Source organism: Devosia sp. Leaf64 (genome assembly GCF_001421945.1).
In the GTDB taxonomy this organism is placed as follows: Bacteria; Pseudomonadota; Alphaproteobacteria; order Rhizobiales; family Devosiaceae; genus Devosia.
Genome location: NZ_LMLO01000005.1, coordinates 19,195 through 35,351, shown reverse-complemented (window position 1 = coordinate 35,351; position 16,157 = coordinate 19,195). Strand labels below are relative to the sequence as shown.

General features: G+C 59.7%; 14 protein-coding genes. 6 read left to right on the top strand and 8 right to left on the bottom strand.

Annotated elements, in window-relative coordinates:
- Positions 1 to 79: 79 nt before the first annotated feature.
- The 5 genes from ASE94_RS02780 to treZ form a co-directional block, all read right to left on the bottom strand.
- On the bottom strand, positions 80 to 694 hold the full coding sequence (locus tag ASE94_RS02780; RefSeq protein ID WP_062629124.1) for a LuxR C-terminal-related transcriptional regulator: 615 nt from the start codon (positions 692 to 694) through the stop codon (positions 80 to 82).
- 374 nt (positions 695 to 1,068) lie between these two features.
- Positions 1,069 to 1,323: a 30S ribosomal protein S21 gene (gene rpsU / locus ASE94_RS20445; protein ID WP_082460827.1), complete on the bottom strand. Its 255-nt coding sequence runs from the start codon at positions 1,321 to 1,323 to the stop codon at positions 1,069 to 1,071.
- Positions 1,324 to 1,457: 134 nt separating this feature from the next.
- Entirely contained in the window at positions 1,458 to 2,273 is an 816-nt protein-coding gene (locus tag ASE94_RS02770; protein WP_061909697.1) for a DUF1206 domain-containing protein, read from the bottom strand.
- A gap of 127 nt (positions 2,274 to 2,400) precedes the next feature.
- Entirely contained in the window at positions 2,401 to 3,357 is a 957-nt protein-coding gene (locus tag ASE94_RS02765) for an ABC transporter substrate-binding protein (protein ID WP_062629122.1), read from the bottom strand.
- Positions 3,358 to 3,510: 153 nt separating this feature from the next.
- Positions 3,511 to 5,343 carry a malto-oligosyltrehalose trehalohydrolase gene (treZ, locus tag ASE94_RS02760; protein ID WP_200913574.1) on the bottom strand — a complete coding sequence of 611 codons (1,833 nt, stop codon included), beginning with the start codon at positions 5,341 to 5,343 and terminating at the stop codon, positions 3,511 to 3,513.
- A gap of 213 nt (positions 5,344 to 5,556) precedes the next feature.
- Here treZ and ASE94_RS02755 point away from each other — a divergent pair, with 213 nt between their 5' ends.
- The 6 genes from ASE94_RS02755 to ASE94_RS02730 are packed head-to-tail and all read left to right on the top strand — an operon-like array spanning position 5,557 to position 11,837.
- On the top strand, positions 5,557 to 6,486 hold the full coding sequence (locus ASE94_RS02755; protein WP_062629121.1) for an ABC transporter permease: 930 nt from the start codon (positions 5,557 to 5,559) through the stop codon (positions 6,484 to 6,486).
- Positions 6,483 to 7,655 (top strand): ABC transporter permease, encoded by a 1,173-nt coding sequence (locus ASE94_RS02750; RefSeq protein WP_062629120.1) that lies wholly within the window; start codon positions 6,483 to 6,485, stop codon positions 7,653 to 7,655. Before ASE94_RS02755 ends, ASE94_RS02750 begins: the two co-directional genes overlap by 4 nt.
- On the top strand, positions 7,652 to 8,656 hold the full coding sequence (locus ASE94_RS02745; protein WP_062629119.1) for an ABC transporter ATP-binding protein: 1,005 nt from the start codon (positions 7,652 to 7,654) through the stop codon (positions 8,654 to 8,656). The genes ASE94_RS02750 and ASE94_RS02745 overlap by 4 nt, the downstream gene beginning before the upstream one ends.
- On the top strand, positions 8,653 to 9,672 hold the full coding sequence (locus tag ASE94_RS02740; protein WP_062629118.1) for an oligopeptide/dipeptide ABC transporter ATP-binding protein: 1,020 nt from the start codon (positions 8,653 to 8,655) through the stop codon (positions 9,670 to 9,672). The genes ASE94_RS02745 and ASE94_RS02740 overlap by 4 nt, the downstream gene beginning before the upstream one ends.
- A complete protein-coding gene (locus ASE94_RS02735; protein WP_082460826.1) occupies positions 9,669 to 11,249 on the top strand; it encodes a peptide ABC transporter substrate-binding protein in 1,581 nt (526 codons plus the stop codon). The genes ASE94_RS02740 and ASE94_RS02735 overlap by 4 nt, the downstream gene beginning before the upstream one ends.
- 57 nt (positions 11,250 to 11,306) lie before the next feature.
- On the top strand, positions 11,307 to 11,837 hold the full coding sequence (locus tag ASE94_RS02730; RefSeq protein ID WP_156351788.1) for a peptidylprolyl isomerase: 531 nt from the start codon (positions 11,307 to 11,309) through the stop codon (positions 11,835 to 11,837).
- On the opposite strand, the gene ASE94_RS02725 is transcribed toward ASE94_RS02730, so the two are convergent.
- The 3 genes from ASE94_RS02725 to ASE94_RS02715 form a co-directional block, all read right to left on the bottom strand.
- Positions 11,838 to 13,406: an FGGY-family carbohydrate kinase gene (locus tag ASE94_RS02725; protein ID WP_244483930.1), complete on the bottom strand. Its 1,569-nt coding sequence runs from the start codon at positions 13,404 to 13,406 to the stop codon at positions 11,838 to 11,840.
- Positions 13,407 to 13,478: 72 nt separating this feature from the next.
- A complete protein-coding gene (locus ASE94_RS02720; RefSeq protein ID WP_062629114.1) occupies positions 13,479 to 14,951 on the bottom strand; it encodes a mannitol dehydrogenase family protein in 1,473 nt (490 codons plus the stop codon).
- Positions 14,952 to 15,077: 126 nt separating this feature from the next.
- Positions 15,078 to 16,076 carry an ABC transporter ATP-binding protein gene (locus ASE94_RS02715; protein ID WP_062629113.1) on the bottom strand — a complete coding sequence of 333 codons (999 nt, stop codon included), beginning with the start codon at positions 16,074 to 16,076 and terminating at the stop codon, positions 15,078 to 15,080.
- Between the last annotated feature and the right edge of the window lie 81 nt (positions 16,077 to 16,157).

Below are 16,157 nucleotides of genomic sequence, written 5' to 3'. Positions count from 1 at the left end.
ACGTCGTGTCAATTGCTGGTTTTCTGCAATGGACGTAGACGTGAACGCAGTCTCACGCCTAAACTAGTTTCAAAAAGCGCTAGATCTGGTTTTTACGAAGGGCCGTAGCGACCGCATGAACGCGGTTGAACGTACCAAGCTTCGCCCCCGCATTGGCAATATGCGTATCCACAGTCCGGCTGGTGATGCCGAGCATCGAAGCAACGGTATCGCTGGTATTGCCGAAAGAGATCAGTCGCAGAACTTCCCGTTCGCGCTCGGTGATGGCGTATTTGCCGCGTGGCTGCGGCTCTTCCTCACGCGGCTCTTCTTCTTGATAGTCCTGGATCGGGCAAACAGTGCCGTAAAATCCTTCGAACTGATCATTCTCGCCGAATTTTGGTAGGCCCACGGCCCAGACGCTCGAATAATCGCCATCCGCCCGCGCCAGCCTGAAGGCCGCGCCATAAGCAGTCTGCGTATCATGAGCGTGGAGGAAGCTGCGCCGGACCTTTCCGGCATCGTCTGGATGAACAAGGCTCAGCCAGGAAAGGCCGATCCCTTGATCAGCGTCAGCACCGGTGAAATGAAACCATTCCGGGCTGAGGTAAAAGCATTCACCATTCAAATCAGTCGCCCAAGCGATCAAATTGGTGGTCTCAGTAACGGCCCGAAACCTTTGACGTTCAGCCGTCCAATCGACAGTTTTTTTCATCAGCCAGGAAGTTGGTTCATAGGGTGCGGTTAAGGCAATCTACATACACAACCTCAATGTACCCAATATCGGTGATAATACAACCATCTTCTGTGTTCATATAACCCATGTTCTTTGTGGAACTAAGCCGCATTGCCAAGCGACTGCAGAACCGCAGGTCGCGGACAATTACATTCACGATGTGAACTTAAAGATCGGGAATGGTTATTGCAGTAACTGGGCAAAGCGACGCTGAGCGCACCAGTTGGCGGACAGCCCATAACGAGGCTAAACCGCGACATCGGAATACTGGGAGGCAAAGCCCCGATCCGATGGATAAGAAGGAAGAGAGCCTAGGGCCGCCGACCTTATGCCGGCGGGCCCTGGGTTATGCCTTAGCGGGGCGACGGACGACCATCGGTGCGTACCGGGCGCTTGGGAGCCGCGATCAAACCTTCGCGGATAGCCTGCTTGCGAGCATTCTTGCGGGCGCGGCGAACGGCCTCACCCTTTTTACGGACGCGCTCTTCCGAGGGCTTCTCAAAATACTTCCGGAGCTTCATTTCGCGGAAGACGCCTTCGCGCTGAAGGCGCTTCTTGAGGACACGAAGGGCTTGTTCGACGTTGTTGTCGCGTACCTGAACCTGCAAAAAATTTCCTAACTTTGATTTCGTCTCACCCGCCTGAACAGACAGGCAGGAGTCGACGTAAGACCGATTGGGGCGTGTGGTATCAGCTTGATCGTCTCGACCCAACCCCAATAAGGGTAAATTTTCGGGAAGATCTAACCAGGAAGCGCCTGCTTCACATCAGCAAGGCTTGGCGCATTCATGTGGCGGTACACTGCCTGGATGATGGAATAGCAGCCAAACGCGACGAGGCCAAGAGCCGCAGTGCCATAAAGCCAACGCCCGAAGGGCAGCGCATAGACATAATCGAGAGCATCCGAAATTCCGCCAGCCTGCTCGGGCGAAACGGTCAAAGCCGCATAAGCCACGAACCCACCGACGATGGCGAGCAAAGCGCCGCGGGCAACCAGCCCGAACAAGCATGCAAAGTCGAGCACTTTGGGCGACGATGGAAGATCGAGCCGATCGCGATATTTCCGTGTGACACCCTTGCCGATCTGAACAAGACCCGCGCCGATGACACCAATAGCGACGAGGCCAAGGAGGAAAGGGCCGAACGGCTGCTGGAGGAGCCAGGCCGAGGCCTCGGATTCCCCGCCACCACCGCTACTGCCGCCCCCTTGCCCCAACGCCATGCGCGCAGCAGTGAGCGCAAGGAAAACATTGGCGCCTGCGCTGATCAGCGAACCGACGCGCCCGACAAGACCCTTGCCGTCCGTACCGACATTGTCGGCGTCCAGAAATCCTTGCGCGAGGCGCCAGGCGATGTGACCGGCAAGACCGATGGCAATCAGGCCCAGAAGCACGCGACCGAAGGGGAATTGCAAGACATGCGAGAGCGCTCCTGAGGAGTCTTCCGTGCCCCCGCCGCCATTTAAAGCTGACATGAAGGCGAGACCGCCAAGGAGAATATAAACAACGCCACGAGCAGCATAGCCTGCCCGTGCCAGTGTCTCAAATTTGTTGCGCATGACGTAAACCCTTCAACTGAAGGGCAAACGACGAGACGTGGGCCGGGTTCCGCAGCGTTAGCGATGCGACGATGCTGCGACGGTGGGCGAGCATGGCGCGACACTTGGGTGCCGCGCCACTTAGGTCCTATTGGCCGGCATAGGGCACGAAGGTTCGGCCCGAAATGTTGGAGATCAGCATGTAGCTGATGGCTCCGAGCGCATAGAAGGAGTTGGACGAGGCTTCTTCGCGCGGAATGGTGATCTGCTGGTGGTTCTGGCACGCCGTCAGATACTGGCAGAAGTCGGGGACAACGGCGTTTAGCTTCTCATTGGACGTTTGAGGGGTTTCGAGCGTGTCCGTGCGGTAAGTGGCAAAGACAAAGTCTGCATCGAGCTCCGGAAGTCTGTCGGCCGGAACCATCATGTCGCCGCCCTCGGGTATGCTCTCGATGAGCGCAGGCGCCTTGAACCCCGCATCGCGCAACACACGCCCGAGCGTGCCATAGGTGTGCTCGACATAGAAGGCGCCGTCATTGCCCTGAATGACAGAGACCGAAATGTTGGCCGTGTCGATCAGTCGCTTGATCTGCGCAATCTGGCCATCATAGCGGGTCTTGAGGAAAGCCATGCGCTCTTGTGTGCCGGTTATGTCGGCCAAAAGTTCATAGGCCGCAAAAGCGTCAGCGCTGGTATCGATGACAACGACGGGAGCGATCTTCTCCAATTGACCGACGGGGGCGGTCTGCCATTCGGTCGTGATGATGAGATCGGGCTCAAGAGCCGAGATCGCTTCTATATCAGCAGGCAGATTACCGACGAATTTGATCTCGGAATTGTCGAAATCGACCCCTGTCAGTACTGCACTGGCGCGGATGAACGGCTTTCCATCGGCCGTCGTCCGCCCATGGCTACCGATCGGGGGCACGCCAAGCTCGATCAGCGGGATGGTGATGCTGAGATCGTGCAGCGAAACGATCCGCATTGGATGTGCTGGAATCTCGGCCGTCCGACCGGTCAGATCGGTGATGCTGCGTGTCTCCTGCGCTAGCGCCGGGGCAACGGTAAGGATGACAGCCAATAAGGCTGCAATGAAGCGGTTCATGCGTTTCCCCCATACCGAGGCGCATAAAAGTGGCCTCACAGCCCGCACTAATAATTATGACTAACGATGTCAACAATATCAGTGACGCTTTGAGAGGCCTGCGGATGTCGCCGAGCAGCAACGCCTATGCGGCATGCCCAGCGCTCGTTACGGTCAGGAACCTGCGCGATCGAGAGTGAAAACAGCACTCCAAGCGCCAATCGTATCCTTTGACGCGGACCCTTCAAGCCAAAGCTGATCCGCGCCGGAGATTTTGGCGCCCGAGAACGGTTCATCAGACAAATTCGCGATCAGCGTCAAAACCGATTCATCCCCTAGCGTCCACTCAACCTTGAGAACCCTTTTAGCCAGCAGCTCGAACCTGCCAGCATTGCCGCCGATATCCGCAAGGCGCGGAATGATCTCTTCTTTTCTCAGCGCAAGAAGCTGCCGATAATGCACAAGGCTCTTGGCATGCTCGTCTTTCTCGAGATCGGACCAGACGAGCTTGCTGCTTTCAAAGGTCGAACGCGCCATCGGATCGGGCGGATCGCCGCGGTCCATATCTTCGGGAAAATTCTTGAGCTCATCCTTCCGCGATTGCCTGATGTCATCGGCAAGATCTTCGCCCACATCGGAAAAGAACAGGAAAGGCTGTTTGGGCGCCCATTCTTCCCCCATGAACAGCATGGGAATATGTGGGCTCAGCAAATAAATCGCGGCCCATAGCTGGACGCGGTCGGCGGGGATTAGATGGTTGATCCGCTCACCGAACGGCCGATTGCCGGCTTGGTCGTGGTTTTGCGCATAAGAGACGAAGGCCGTTGGCGGCAAGAAGGCGCTCGCCTCGCCCTTTTTGCGGCCTTCATGCTCCATATATTCGCCCTGCCAGGAAAAGCCTTCCGCTAGCGCTCGTCCCAAAAGGTCGATGCGACCATCAAAGTCCGCATAATACCAGGCGCTTTCGCCCGTCAGCGCATTGTGCATCGCATGGTGGATGTCATCGCTCCACTGGGCGTCATAGAGCCATGGCGTGCTGTCCTCGCGCCTTTTAAGCCAGCTCGCTTCATTGTCGGAATTCTCGACCATCAAATGAATATGTCGCCCATCGGTCGAGCTGCGGATCTGCTCCGCCAAATCCTGCAGCAGATGCCGAGGGCCATTGTCGTGGATCTCGTGAACGGCATCGAAGCGCAGGCCGTCAAAATGATATTCGTTGAGCCAATAACGAGCGCTGGCGAAAACATATTCGCGAATGACGGAAGCGCCGTCTGCGTCGAAATTGATCGCCGGACCCCAGGGCGTTTCGTGCTTGTCGGTCGTCTGCGGGGTATAGACGGAGAGATAATTTCCCTTGGGGCCGAAGTGATTGTAGACCACATCGAGAAAGACGCTGAGGCCCTTTTCGTGCGCAGCATTGACCAGCGCCTTGAGATCCTCTGGCCGTCCATAGCTTGAATCGGGCGCAAACAATTGCGCCACGTCATATCCCCAGTTCCACTTGCCGGGAAATTCGGCAACGGGGAGAAGCTCGATGGCGGTGATGCCGAGTTCGACGAGATAGTCGAGCTTATCGATGACGCCGCGGAACGTGCCTTCCCTGGTAAATGTGCCGACATGCAGTTCATAAATGATCTGCTCTTCCCATGGCCGGCCTGGCCAACCGATGTCGGTCCACTCGAACTGGTGGGGGTCGATGATCTCGCTTGGGCCGTGAACATCTTCTGGCTGAAATCTTGAAACCGGATCGGGCACTTCGGTGCCATCCTCGAGCACGTAGCGATAGCGCATGCCCGCCTGCGCGCCCTCGATCTCGACTTCATACCAATCCCGCGGCTGGCTGTTCATCGGTACGGTGATATCGAGATCGTATATTTTGAGCGCGACCCCGTTGGAATAGGGAGCCCAAACCCGGAAACGCACACCGGTCGCGGTAAACTGAGTGCCGAACTTCATCGGCTGGTCACGCCGAACAACGCGCGGCTCTTGGGGGATCATGATATTCATGGGTACACAACTGACAGGATGGACTGTGAGGCATCTGGATTCCCAAATGCCTGCGCCCAGCGCGCGTTCCTGCATGTAACGCTTGCGGCGCGCGCAACGAGGCGATGGGCCGCCTGTTTGAGATATTGAATTCGGGGCTTAATGGTGCTGCAATAGAACCATGTTTCGAGTCTGCGGCGTCCTACAGCACCGCTTTCCAGAGCGGCGTCGTTTATGCTCACCTATATTCTCAATCGCTTGGGCATGATGCTCGTCACCCTCTGGGCGATCGTCACCCTGACTTTCTTTCTCATGCATGCCGTACCCGGTGGGCCATTCGTGTCCGAACGCATGCTTGCGCCTGAGATCGCGGCCGCCCTCAATGCCAAATATGGGCTCAACCTGCCGATCTGGGAGCAGTATCTCAACTATCTCGGCCGCATCCTGACCTTCGACCTCGGCCCGTCCTTCAAATATCCCGGTGTATCGATCAATTCCATGATCGCCGCCGGCCTGCCTGTCACGTTGCAGACCGGGCTCCTGGCGGTCATCTGCGTCATCGCGCTGGGCGTGCCGCTGGGCGTCATCGCGGCGCTCAATCGCAATCGCTGGCCCGACACGACGGTGATGTTCATTGCGACGCTCGGCGTCGCCATTCCAAGCTATGTGATCGCCACAGTTTCGATCTACGTCTTCGCCCTGCGCCTCGGCTGGGTGCCCACATTCGGCCTCGATGATTGGCGCGGCTATTTTCTGCCGGTCTTTGCCCTTTCCGGCTTCTGGATTTCCTTCGTGTCCCGCCTGACTCGCTCGTCGCTGCTCGAAACGCTCGATCAGGATTATATGACCACAGCCCGCGCCAAGGGCCTGCGCAAGGGGCAAATCCTCATCAAGCATGGCCTCCGCAATTCGCTTCTGCCCGTCGTGACCGTACTGGGTCCGGTCGTTGCCAACCTGATCACCGGCTCCTTCGTCATCGAACAGATCTTCGCTTTGCCCGGCATCGGGCGGCAGTTCGTGCTCTCGATCACCAATCGCGACTACACCGCCATCATGGGCATCACGATCTTCTATGCCGCCGTGCTGATGCTAATGATCCTGATCGTCGATCTTCTCTATGTGTGGCTCGACCCGCGCATCAAACTGACCAAGGCAACCGCATGACCGACATATCTCCGGAAATGTGGGCCAAGCTCCCGGCCGACGAAAAGGCGACGCCTGTTCCACCGCCCGCCCCGACCTATGGCCAGGAAGTACGCCGCCGCCTCTGGGCCAATAAGCCCGCCGTCGTCAGCATTGTCTTCATCGTGCTGCTCGTGATCGCGGCCTTCTTCGGGCCCTATCTCTCGCCCCACACCTATTACAAGCAGGACCTGAAGCTCGCCAATATCCCGCCCTTCTTCGAAACCTATGCGGTGACCGACGGTGCAGGCGAAACGACGCGCTTCTTCCTCAATGCGTCGAACTTCAACCTGTACGAGGTCGACGCCGAGGGGAACATGCTCGGCCTTTTGAGGGGTGGGCGCAAAGACATCATCAAGAAGAGCCAGCCGTACGAATTCGGCGATCAGACCCTGACGCTCGATTATTCAAAACTGCCCGCCCGGCTCGTGCTCGAAGACGGCTCGGAAGTCCGCCCCACCGGCTGGGCCTGGAACAAGACTTATCTTTTCGGCACAGACCAGCTCGGCCGCGATATCTTGGTGCGCCAGCTCTATGGCGCGCAGATTTCCCTCACCGTCGCCTTCGTCGCGACCCTCGTGAACTTCTTCATCGGCGTCTTTTATGGCGGCATTGCCGGATATATGGGCGGCAAGGTCGATGCCGTGATGATGCGGATCGTCGAAATCATCTCGACCATTCCGCTGACGCTTTATGTCGTGCTGCTGATGGTGGTGTTCGACTCTGGGCTCCTATCCATCATCATCGCCATCGGCTCGGTCTTCTGGGTCGATATGGCGCGCATCGTGCGCGGGCAAATCCTCAGCCTCAAGAGCCAGGATTATGTTGCCGCCGCCCGCACCATGGGCGCATCCCCGGCCCGCATCCTGACGCGGCACCTCTTGCCCAATTCCATCGGACCGATCATCGTCACCCTGACCATGCTCATCCCCTCGGCCATCTTCATCGAGAGTTTCATGAGCTTTATCGGCCTTGGCGTAACGCCACCGCTCGCGAGCTGGGGCTCGCTGACCTCCGAAGCCGTCGAGACGCTCCGCGCCTATCCGCACCAATTGTTCTTCCCGGCTGCCGCGATTTCCCTGACCATGTTCGCCTTTAATTTCCTCGGCGATGGCCTCCGCGATGCGCTTGATCCGAGGCTCAGCCGATGAGCGCCCCCATTCTTTCCGTCAGAGATCTCGCAACGTCCTTTTTCACCCGGCGCGGCGAAGTCCAGGCCGTTCGCGGCGTGAGCTTCGATGTGCGACAAGGCGAAATCCTCGGCCTCGTGGGCGAAAGCGGCTCAGGCAAGTCAATCACCTGCATGTCGGTTCTCCGCCTCTTGAAAGCTGGCGGCCGGATCAAATCCGGCTCGGCGACCTTCGAAGGCACGGACATTCTATCGCTCGACGAAGACGCCCTGTCCGACCTCCGCGGCAACCGCATCGGCGTCATTTTCCAGGACCCGATGACCTCGCTCAATCCCACGCTCACCGTGGGCGAGCAGGTCATGGAAGCGGTGCGGCGGCATCGCAAGGCAAGCGCCGCCGAAGCACGCGCGCGCGCCATCGAACTTTTCGAACTCGTCCGCATCCCCTCTGCCGCCAAGCGCCTAAGATCCTATCCGCACGAATTCTCTGGCGGCATGCGCCAGCGCGTGATGATCGCCATTGCGCTCGCCTGCGATCCAAAACTGCTGATCGCCGACGAGCCGACCACAGCCCTCGACGTCACCATCCAGCGCCAGATTCTCGCTCTGCTGAAGGACCTGCAACGGCGCCTTGGCATGTCGGTGATCCTGATCACCCATGACCTCGGCGTCATCGCCGAAGTCACCGACCGCGTGCTGGTCCTGTATGGGGGCCTCGTCATGGAAACCGCCCCGGTGCGTGACCTGTTCGCCCGCCCTGCGCATCCCTATACAGTCGGCCTTCTGGGCGCGGTGCCGGACCTCCGTGACGACACGCATAAGCGGCTGACACCGATACCCGGCTCGCCGCCCAATATGCTCTCGCCCCCACCCGGCTGCCCCTTCGCCCCGCGCTGCCCGCACGCCATGGCCCAATGCATGGCCGCACTGCCGCCGCTCTTCGGCGCCGCGCATCAATCGCGCTGCTGGCTGCAACACCCCGAGGCGCCCAAGGTCGGCGCCATTCACGAGGTGGCGGCATGACAAAACCCCTTCTCCAACTGCGCGACCTCCACAAGCACTTCCATCTGCCGGCAGCCCCCTTTGCGGCAAAGCCCGTGCTTCGTGCCGTCGATGGTGTCGATCTCGACCTGATGAAAGGCGAGACGCTTGGCCTCGTCGGGGAATCGGGCTGCGGAAAATCGACGCTAGCCCGCACCGTCATTCGCCTCCACGAGCCAACCTCAGGCAGTATCCTGTTCGATGGCCAAGAGGTCGCCAAAGCGCCCGAGCGGCAACTGGGCCAGTTCCGGCGCCGCGTGCAGATGATCTTTCAGGATCCCTATGCCTCGCTTAACCCGCGCATGAGCGTCGGCGACCTGATTGCCGAACCCCTTGAGATCGCCGGCATCGGGACGCCAGTCGAACGCCGCAAGAAAGTCGCGAACCTTCTCGACCGCGTCGGTCTCCCCAGCGATTCCGCCCAGCGCTTCGCCCATGAATTTTCCGGCGGCCAGCGCCAGCGCATCGGCATCGCCCGCGCCATCGCGCTTGAGCCAGATCTCGTCATCTGCGACGAGCCCATTTCCGCGCTCGACGTGTCGGTGCAGGCCCAGGTCGTCAATATGCTTGAAGACCTTCAGGCCGATCTCGGGCTGACTTATCTCTTCATCACCCATGACCTCTCGATGGTCCGGCATATTTCGGATCGGATCGGGGTGATGTATTTGGGCAAAATTGTCGAGCTCGCGACCTCTGCCGATCTCTATCACCGCCCCTCGCACCCCTATACCCGCGCCCTGCTCTCGGCCATTCCGGTGCCGGACCCGGAAGCGGCCCGGGCGGTCGAGCCCATGCAGGGCGAAATCCCGAGCCCGATCGATATCCCATCCGGCTGCCGCTTCCGCACCCGCTGCCCGCTCGCTACCGAGCTTTGTGCGCGTGTCGAGCCGCAGCTTACCGATATTGGCGGCGGTCATCTGGCAGCCTGCCACTTCGCCGGGGAACTGGCGCAACAAGCAAACGGGGTAACATCCCCGACAAAGGAGAGAACGCAATGATGAAACGCGTACTGCCGCTCATAACGGCAATGCTGCTGGCCTCGGCCGGGTCGGCCTTCGCTGCCGGCGAATTGACCTATGTGGTCAACAATGAAAGCGCCAAATACGACCCCGGCACCACCGCCGAAACCTTTGCCGCCCCGATCATCGGCAACACCTTCGAAGGTCTCGTGCGCCTGAGCCCCGAGGGCGAAGTCGTGCCAGCTCTGGCTGAAAGCTGGGATGTTTCGGAAGACGGCCTCACCTACACATTCCACCTGCGCGATGCAAAGTGGTCCGATGGCGAACCGGTCAAGGCATCGGACTTCGTCTATGCCTGGAAGCGCGTGCTCGATCCCAAATCGGGCTCGATGAATTCGCAGATGCTCTACCACATCGTCGGCGCCGAAGAAGCCTATGGCGGGGGCGATGCTAGCGCGATTGCGATCTCGGCTCCCGACGACAAGACGCTGACCTTCACGCTCAAGCAGCGCGTGCCCTATATGCTGCAGCTTCTTAACTACCCAACCTTCTATCCTGTCCGCGAAGATGTCGTTTCCGCCGATCCGGAAGGCTGGACGCGCAATCCCGCTACTTTCATCGGCACCGGCCCGTTCCGCGTCACCGCGTTCAATCAGGGCGAATCCGTCGTCTTCGAAAAGAACCCGAACTATTATGACGCCGACGCGGTCAGCCTCGACAAGCTGACCTTCCGCCTGATCCCTGATCCGGCAACCGCACTCGCCGCCTTCGAAGCCGGCGATGTCGACGGCATCGAAGCCGTCCCGGCGCCCGAAATTCCGCGCCTTTCCGTCGAGTCCGATGCTTTCCTCATCGTTCCCGCTCTCGGCACCACCTATGCGTTCTTCAATCCGCACCAGGCGCCGCTCGACAATATCCATGTGCGCAAGGCGCTTTCGATGGCGATCGATCGCTCCGAGATCATCGAGTTCGTGCTGCAATCGGCTGACACCCCGGCCCTCGGCCTTGTGCCCCCGGGCATGAGCCTTGCCGGCGAAGATTTCACCGAAGGCCACGATAATTTTGGTCTCTCGGAAACCGCCGATGTCGAAGGCGCCAAGGCCGAACTGGCCGAAGCCGGCTTCCCAAATGGCGAAGGTTTTCCAAAGACGCTCTACGTCACCTATTCCTCCCCGCCGATCGAAAAGCTGCTCGAAGCCATCCAGCAGATGTGGAAGGAAAACCTCAATATCGACGTCGAGATCCAGGCGACCGAATGGCAGGTCTTCTATCCCGAAGTGCAGAAGGTCGAGTACCAGATCGCGCAGATGGGCTGGGGTGCTGATTACCCGCACCCCATGACTTTCCTCGACAACTTCGTCACCGGCAGCGCCAACAATCTCGCCAATTGGTCCAACCCGGATTACGACGCTGCAATCGAAGCGGCCAAGGCAACCGGCGATGAAGCGGAATCGCGCGACGACATGCGCAAGGCCGAGGCCATCTTGATGAATGACCACGTCATCCTGCCGCAGTACCACCGCTACAATTACATGATGATGAGCCCCAAGGTGACCGGCTTCTGGCGTTCGCCGCTCAACGTCCCCTACTTCCGCGACGCTGAAATCGCTGAATAAAATCAATGCCTCCCGCCGGCCAACCGGCGGGAGCTTCTCTTTCATCGGATTAAAGACGTGACCATTTCAGTTCTGCTCGAAACCGAGCTAGGCAGCTTCACCATTTCCGTCGACGACGCCAAGGCCCCCGTTACGGCGGCCAATTTCCTGCGCTATGTCGATGACGGCCTGCTCGATGATGCCGAGGCCTATCGCATCGTCACCTATGAAAACCAGAACCCGCAATCGGTGCACAAGATCGAAGTCGTGCAATGGGGCTATCACACGACCGACGACCGGCAAGCGCCCTATCCACCGATTGCCCATGAAACCACTGAAATGACTGGCCTTTCCCATAAGGATATGACCGTCTCGATGGCCCGCTTTGCTGTCGGTTCAGCGGCTTCGGAGTTCTTCATCTGCATCGGCGATCAGCCCGAACTCGATTTCGGCGGACGACGCAATCCCGATGGCCAGGGCTTTGCCGCCTTTGGTCAGGTGGTCGATGGCCGCGATACGGTGATGAAGATTTTTGCCGAGGCCGAAACCGGCGCCGGCAATGAATACAAGAAGCAGCCCGTAAAATTCACGCGCGTTCGTCGCGCCTGATTATTCCATCGCGTCAATAGCTTGGCGCTGCCTCAACATTTCGAGGAATATCCGGTAGTCCCTGTCGAATTGCGACCGGGCTGCCGGATTGGGTGCCCGCGAGGTGCCGCCCTGCTGCATGGCTAGACACGCCTGATCAAGGCTCGGATAAAGCCCCGCGGCATTGGCAGCGACCATAGCCATGCCGAGAAGCGTTGCGTCGGGCGTCGATGGTTCGACGACGGTGCAGCCGGTAGCGTCGGCGTAAAGCTCCATCAGCAATGGATTTTTGGTATGCCCGCCAGTGATATGGAGGGTGTCGATGGCATAGCCGCGGGTATTCAGCGTTTCGAGGATATGCCGAACGCCGAGGGCGATGGAGACACAGGTGCGCCAATAGAGGCGGCAGAGGGAGTCAAAATCGCTGTCGAGGGTGAGGCCGGAGATGACCCCCAGCGCAAAGGGATCGCCGAGCGGCGAGCGGTTCCCGTGAAAATCTGGCAGCACGTGCAAGCGGTTAGCGAGGGCGAGACCTTCGGTTTCGCGCAACTCCATCACCCGTCGACAGATGCCGAGGTGGTTTTCCGGGGTCGGATCACCCCCCGCCCGGTGCCAGCGGATGATGTGATCGAGCAGCGCGCCGGTGGCCGATTGGCCGCCTTCGTTGAGCCAGACGCCCGGCAGGACGGCGCCGAAATAGGGCCCCCATACCCCTGTGGTCGGGCGGTCCTCGGCCGATAAAGCCATGACACAGCTCGATGTTCCGGCGATGAGGGCAAGGTGCCGGTCTATGGTTTCGACGTCGGACGTGAAGGCGCCGAGGACGCCGAGGGCGCCGGCATGAGCGTCGATGAGGCCGGCACCGACGCGGCAATTTTGGGTGAGGCCGAGTTGGGCGGCGGCGGCTTCCGTGAGGGAGCCGAGGTCGTCGCCGACAGGGCTCGCTACGTCAGGAAGTGCAGCTTTTTCAATGAGATCGTCGAGGCCAACGAGACTCAAAAAGTCATGCCGCCAGCTTGGGCTCTCGTGGCCGAGATAGGTCCATTTGCAGGTGAGGGTCGATTGCGAACGGGCAAGTGAGCCCGTGGCTTTCCAAGATAAAAAATCAGCTAAATCAAACATATGGCCAGCACGGGCCCAGCTTTTGGGCAGGTGGCGCTTGATCCACATGAGCTTGGGCACTTCCATTTCCGGGGACATGACGCCGCCGGCATAATGGAGCACTTCATGGCCGGTTCGCGTGCATTCATCGGCTTCTTCGAGGGCGCGATGATCGAGCCAAACTATTGTATCCCAACGATCTTCTCCATCTTTGGATACAGTTACCGGTGCGCCTGCGGCGTCGCGGACAACGAGGGAACAGGTGGCATCAAAACCGATGCCGACGACATCGGCGGGATCGGCCTTGGCTTGGGTGAGGGCGGCGCGGACGGCGAGGCAGACGGCGGTCCAGATGTCTTCGCTGTCGTGCTCGGCAAAGTTGGCGTCGCTGCGCCGCATCAGGATCGGATTTTCGTGACGGCCCAAGAGTTTACCGTCGACTGTGAAAACTCCGGCACGGGCGCTGCCGGTGCCTACGTCCACTCCCACCAGGAGGTCTTGCCCCACGCTGCCCTCGCTTCTCCGTCCCGGGCGGAGCTTAGCGGAAGGCAGCGAGCGGGGCTAGAGGCGGTCGGCGAGATAGGCTTCGAGCGTCGCCTTAGTGCCGATAGACCACAATGAATTCAACGACTTGGTGAAGGCCGCGATGAAGCTGGGGGCCTTGGCGAGGTCGCCATAGATGTCGGCCATCTCGAGCCAGACAGTTGGATTATCCTTGGCTTTTTTGGCCTGCGCCGTGAGGCGATCCCAGCTTGGATCGTTGGGTTCGATGACCGCGCCGCTATCGGTCGTGCCATAGCAGTAGCGGCACCAAAGTGTGCTCACCAGGGCAAGGCCTGTTACCATTCCGTTAGCGTTGACCCTATCCAAGGCCGTCGGAATGATAAACTTCGGTTGTCGATTGGAGCCATCGAGCGCGAGGCGGCGAATCGTGTCGCCGATCTTGGGATTGGCGAAGCGTTTTTCGCAGAGCTTGAAATAGTCGTTGAGGTCGGTATCGGGCACCGGCGGCACGACCGGGATGATCTCTTCGGTCTCGACCTTTTTGAGGAAGGCGGCAACGAGCGGATGCTCCATGGCTTCGTGGACGAAGTGGATGTCCATGAGCCCGGCGGGGTAAGCGATGGTCGCGTGGCCGCCATTGAGGATGCGGATCTTCATGTGCTCATAGGGCGCGACGTCGGGGACGAACTGGACGCCCACCTTTTCGAGCGCCGGGCGGCCGGCCGGGAAATTATCTTCGAGCACCCATTGCTTGAAATTTTCGCAGAAGACCGGCCAGGCGTCGTCGATACCAAAATTGTCGGCGAGGAGCTTTTTCTCGCGGTCGGAGGTCGCGGGGGTGATGCGATCGACCATGCCATTGGGGAAGGCGACGGAAGATTTGACCCAGTTGGCGAGCGCGGGATCGATCAGGGCAGCGAGGCCTGCGACGGCGTTTTCAGTGACGTGGCCATTGCCGGGGATGTTGTCGCAGCTCATGACGGTGAACGGCTGCAGACCGGCGTTTTTCCGCGCGACGAGGCCGGCAAGGATCAGGCCAAAGGCGGTTTTCGGTGCGTCGAAGTGGGCGGCGTCGTAGGCGATATCGGGATGGGTCGGATCGAACTCTTGCGATGCCGGGTCGATGTAGTAGCCGCCCTCGGTGATGGTGAGGGAGACGATGCGGATGGCGGGATCGGCGAGTTTGGCAATGACGGCAGCGCTGTCGCCGGGCTTCAGGTAATCGACCATCACACCAGTGACATGGGCGGAGCTGGAATCGGCTTCCTGTTCGACGACGGTGGTGAGCAAATCCTGACCCATGAGCTTTTGGCGCATGGCTTCGTCGGTTTCGCGGACACCAGCGCCGATCAGGGCCCAGTCGTGGCCCTCGCCGATATTGAAGAGCGCGTCGAGATAGACGGCCTGGTGGGCGCGATGGAAATTGCCGACGCCGAAATGGACGATGCCGGGGGTTAGGTCGGCGCGGGTGTAGCCGGGGACCGCGGCGGTGGTGAGGCTCGGCAGGGTGGCGGCGGCAAGTTTGGTCATTCTGGTCGTCCTATTCTTCACATCCGGCCCTGCCCCGGCGTCATTCCCGCGAAAGCGGGAATCTCTCTCCTGTTTGCAACAAGGGATTCCCGCTTTCGCGGGAATGACGCTGTTTGTGTGGCAGGCTTATAAGGCCTTGCCCGCAGCGTCGAATTTATAGATGCGGGTCGGGTCCGGGGTCAGATAGACTACGTCACCGTGGCTAAAAGTCTGGTCGCCGTCGGTGCGGATGGTCATCAGGCCTAGGCCGTCGGTTTGGACGTGAAGGAAGGTGTCGGAGCCGAGCTGTTCGGCAACGCCGACCGTGCCTTTCCAGGCGCCTTCTGTGGTCGAGAGTTTAAAATGTTCGGGGCGAACGCCGATGGAATGGGCACCGTGCTTGGCGGCTTCCGGGCCGTCCACAAAGTTCATTTTCGGCGAGCCGATGAAGCCAGCAACGAAGCGATTGGCGGGCTTCTTATAGAGGTCGAGCGGGGAGCCGAACTGTTCGACATTGCCGGCATTGAGCACCACAATCCGGTCGGCCATGGTCATGGCTTCAACCTGGTCGTGGGTCACGTAAATCATCGTGGTCTTGAGCTGCTGGTGCAGCTCGGTGATTTCGAGGCGCATGTTGACGCGGAGCGCTGCGTCTAGGTTCGACAAGGGTTCGTCGAAAAGGAAGGCCTTGGGCTCGCGGACGATGGCGCGGCCAATGGCGACGCGCTGGCGCTGACCGCCGGAGAGGGCCCGCGGGCGACGGTCGAGATAAGAGCCGAGGTTGAGGGTACGCGCGGCGTAGTCGACTTTCTTGTCGATCTCGGCCTGGGGCATTTTCGCCATCTTGAGCGGAAAGGCGATGTTCTCGCGCACGCTCATATGCGGATAAAGCGCATAGGACTGGAACACCATGGCGAGGCCCCGGCGCGCGGGCGGCGCGTCGGTGACGTCCTGCCCGTCTAGGAGGATTTTGCCCGAGGTCGTGTCTTCAAGGCCGGCGATGAGGCGCAGCAAGGTCGACTTGCCGCAGCCCGACGGACCGACAAAGACGACGAATTCGCCGTCCTCGATATCGAGGGAAATGTCGGGAATGATCTCGACTTCGCCGAAGGACTTGTTGACGTGTTCGAGGGTGATTGAACCCATTGTTTTGGTCCTTCTAGGCTGTTCGCCGCATGGCGGTGATTGGGTGCACGAGACGCTGGCCTTCTTCACCTCTCCCTTTGG

Excerpts from the sequence above, each read along its gene's own strand:
- ASE94_RS02780 (WP_062629124.1), bottom strand. The coding sequence starts at position 694 with ATGAAAAAAACTGTCGATTGGACGGCTGAACGTCAAAGGTTTCGGGCC.
- ASE94_RS02770 (WP_061909697.1), bottom strand. The coding sequence starts at position 2,273 with ATGCGCAACAAATTTGAGACACTGGCACGGGCAGGCTATGCTGCTCGT.
- ASE94_RS02765 (WP_062629122.1), bottom strand. The coding sequence starts at position 3,357 with ATGAACCGCTTCATTGCAGCCTTATTGGCTGTCATCCTTACCGTTGCC.
- treZ (WP_200913574.1), bottom strand. The coding sequence starts at position 5,343 with ATGAATATCATGATCCCCCAAGAGCCGCGCGTTGTTCGGCGTGACCAG.
- ASE94_RS02755 (WP_062629121.1), top strand. The coding sequence starts at position 5,557 with ATGCTCACCTATATTCTCAATCGCTTGGGCATGATGCTCGTCACCCTC.
- ASE94_RS02750 (WP_062629120.1), top strand. The coding sequence starts at position 6,483 with ATGACCGACATATCTCCGGAAATGTGGGCCAAGCTCCCGGCCGACGAA.
- ASE94_RS02745 (WP_062629119.1), top strand. The coding sequence starts at position 7,652 with ATGAGCGCCCCCATTCTTTCCGTCAGAGATCTCGCAACGTCCTTTTTC.
- ASE94_RS02740 (WP_062629118.1), top strand. The coding sequence starts at position 8,653 with ATGACAAAACCCCTTCTCCAACTGCGCGACCTCCACAAGCACTTCCAT.
- ASE94_RS02735 (WP_082460826.1), top strand. The coding sequence starts at position 9,669 with ATGATGAAACGCGTACTGCCGCTCATAACGGCAATGCTGCTGGCCTCG.
- ASE94_RS02720 (WP_062629114.1), bottom strand. The coding sequence starts at position 14,951 with ATGACCAAACTTGCCGCCGCCACCCTGCCGAGCCTCACCACCGCCGCG.
- ASE94_RS02715 (WP_062629113.1), bottom strand. The coding sequence starts at position 16,076 with ATGGGTTCAATCACCCTCGAACACGTCAACAAGTCCTTCGGCGAAGTC.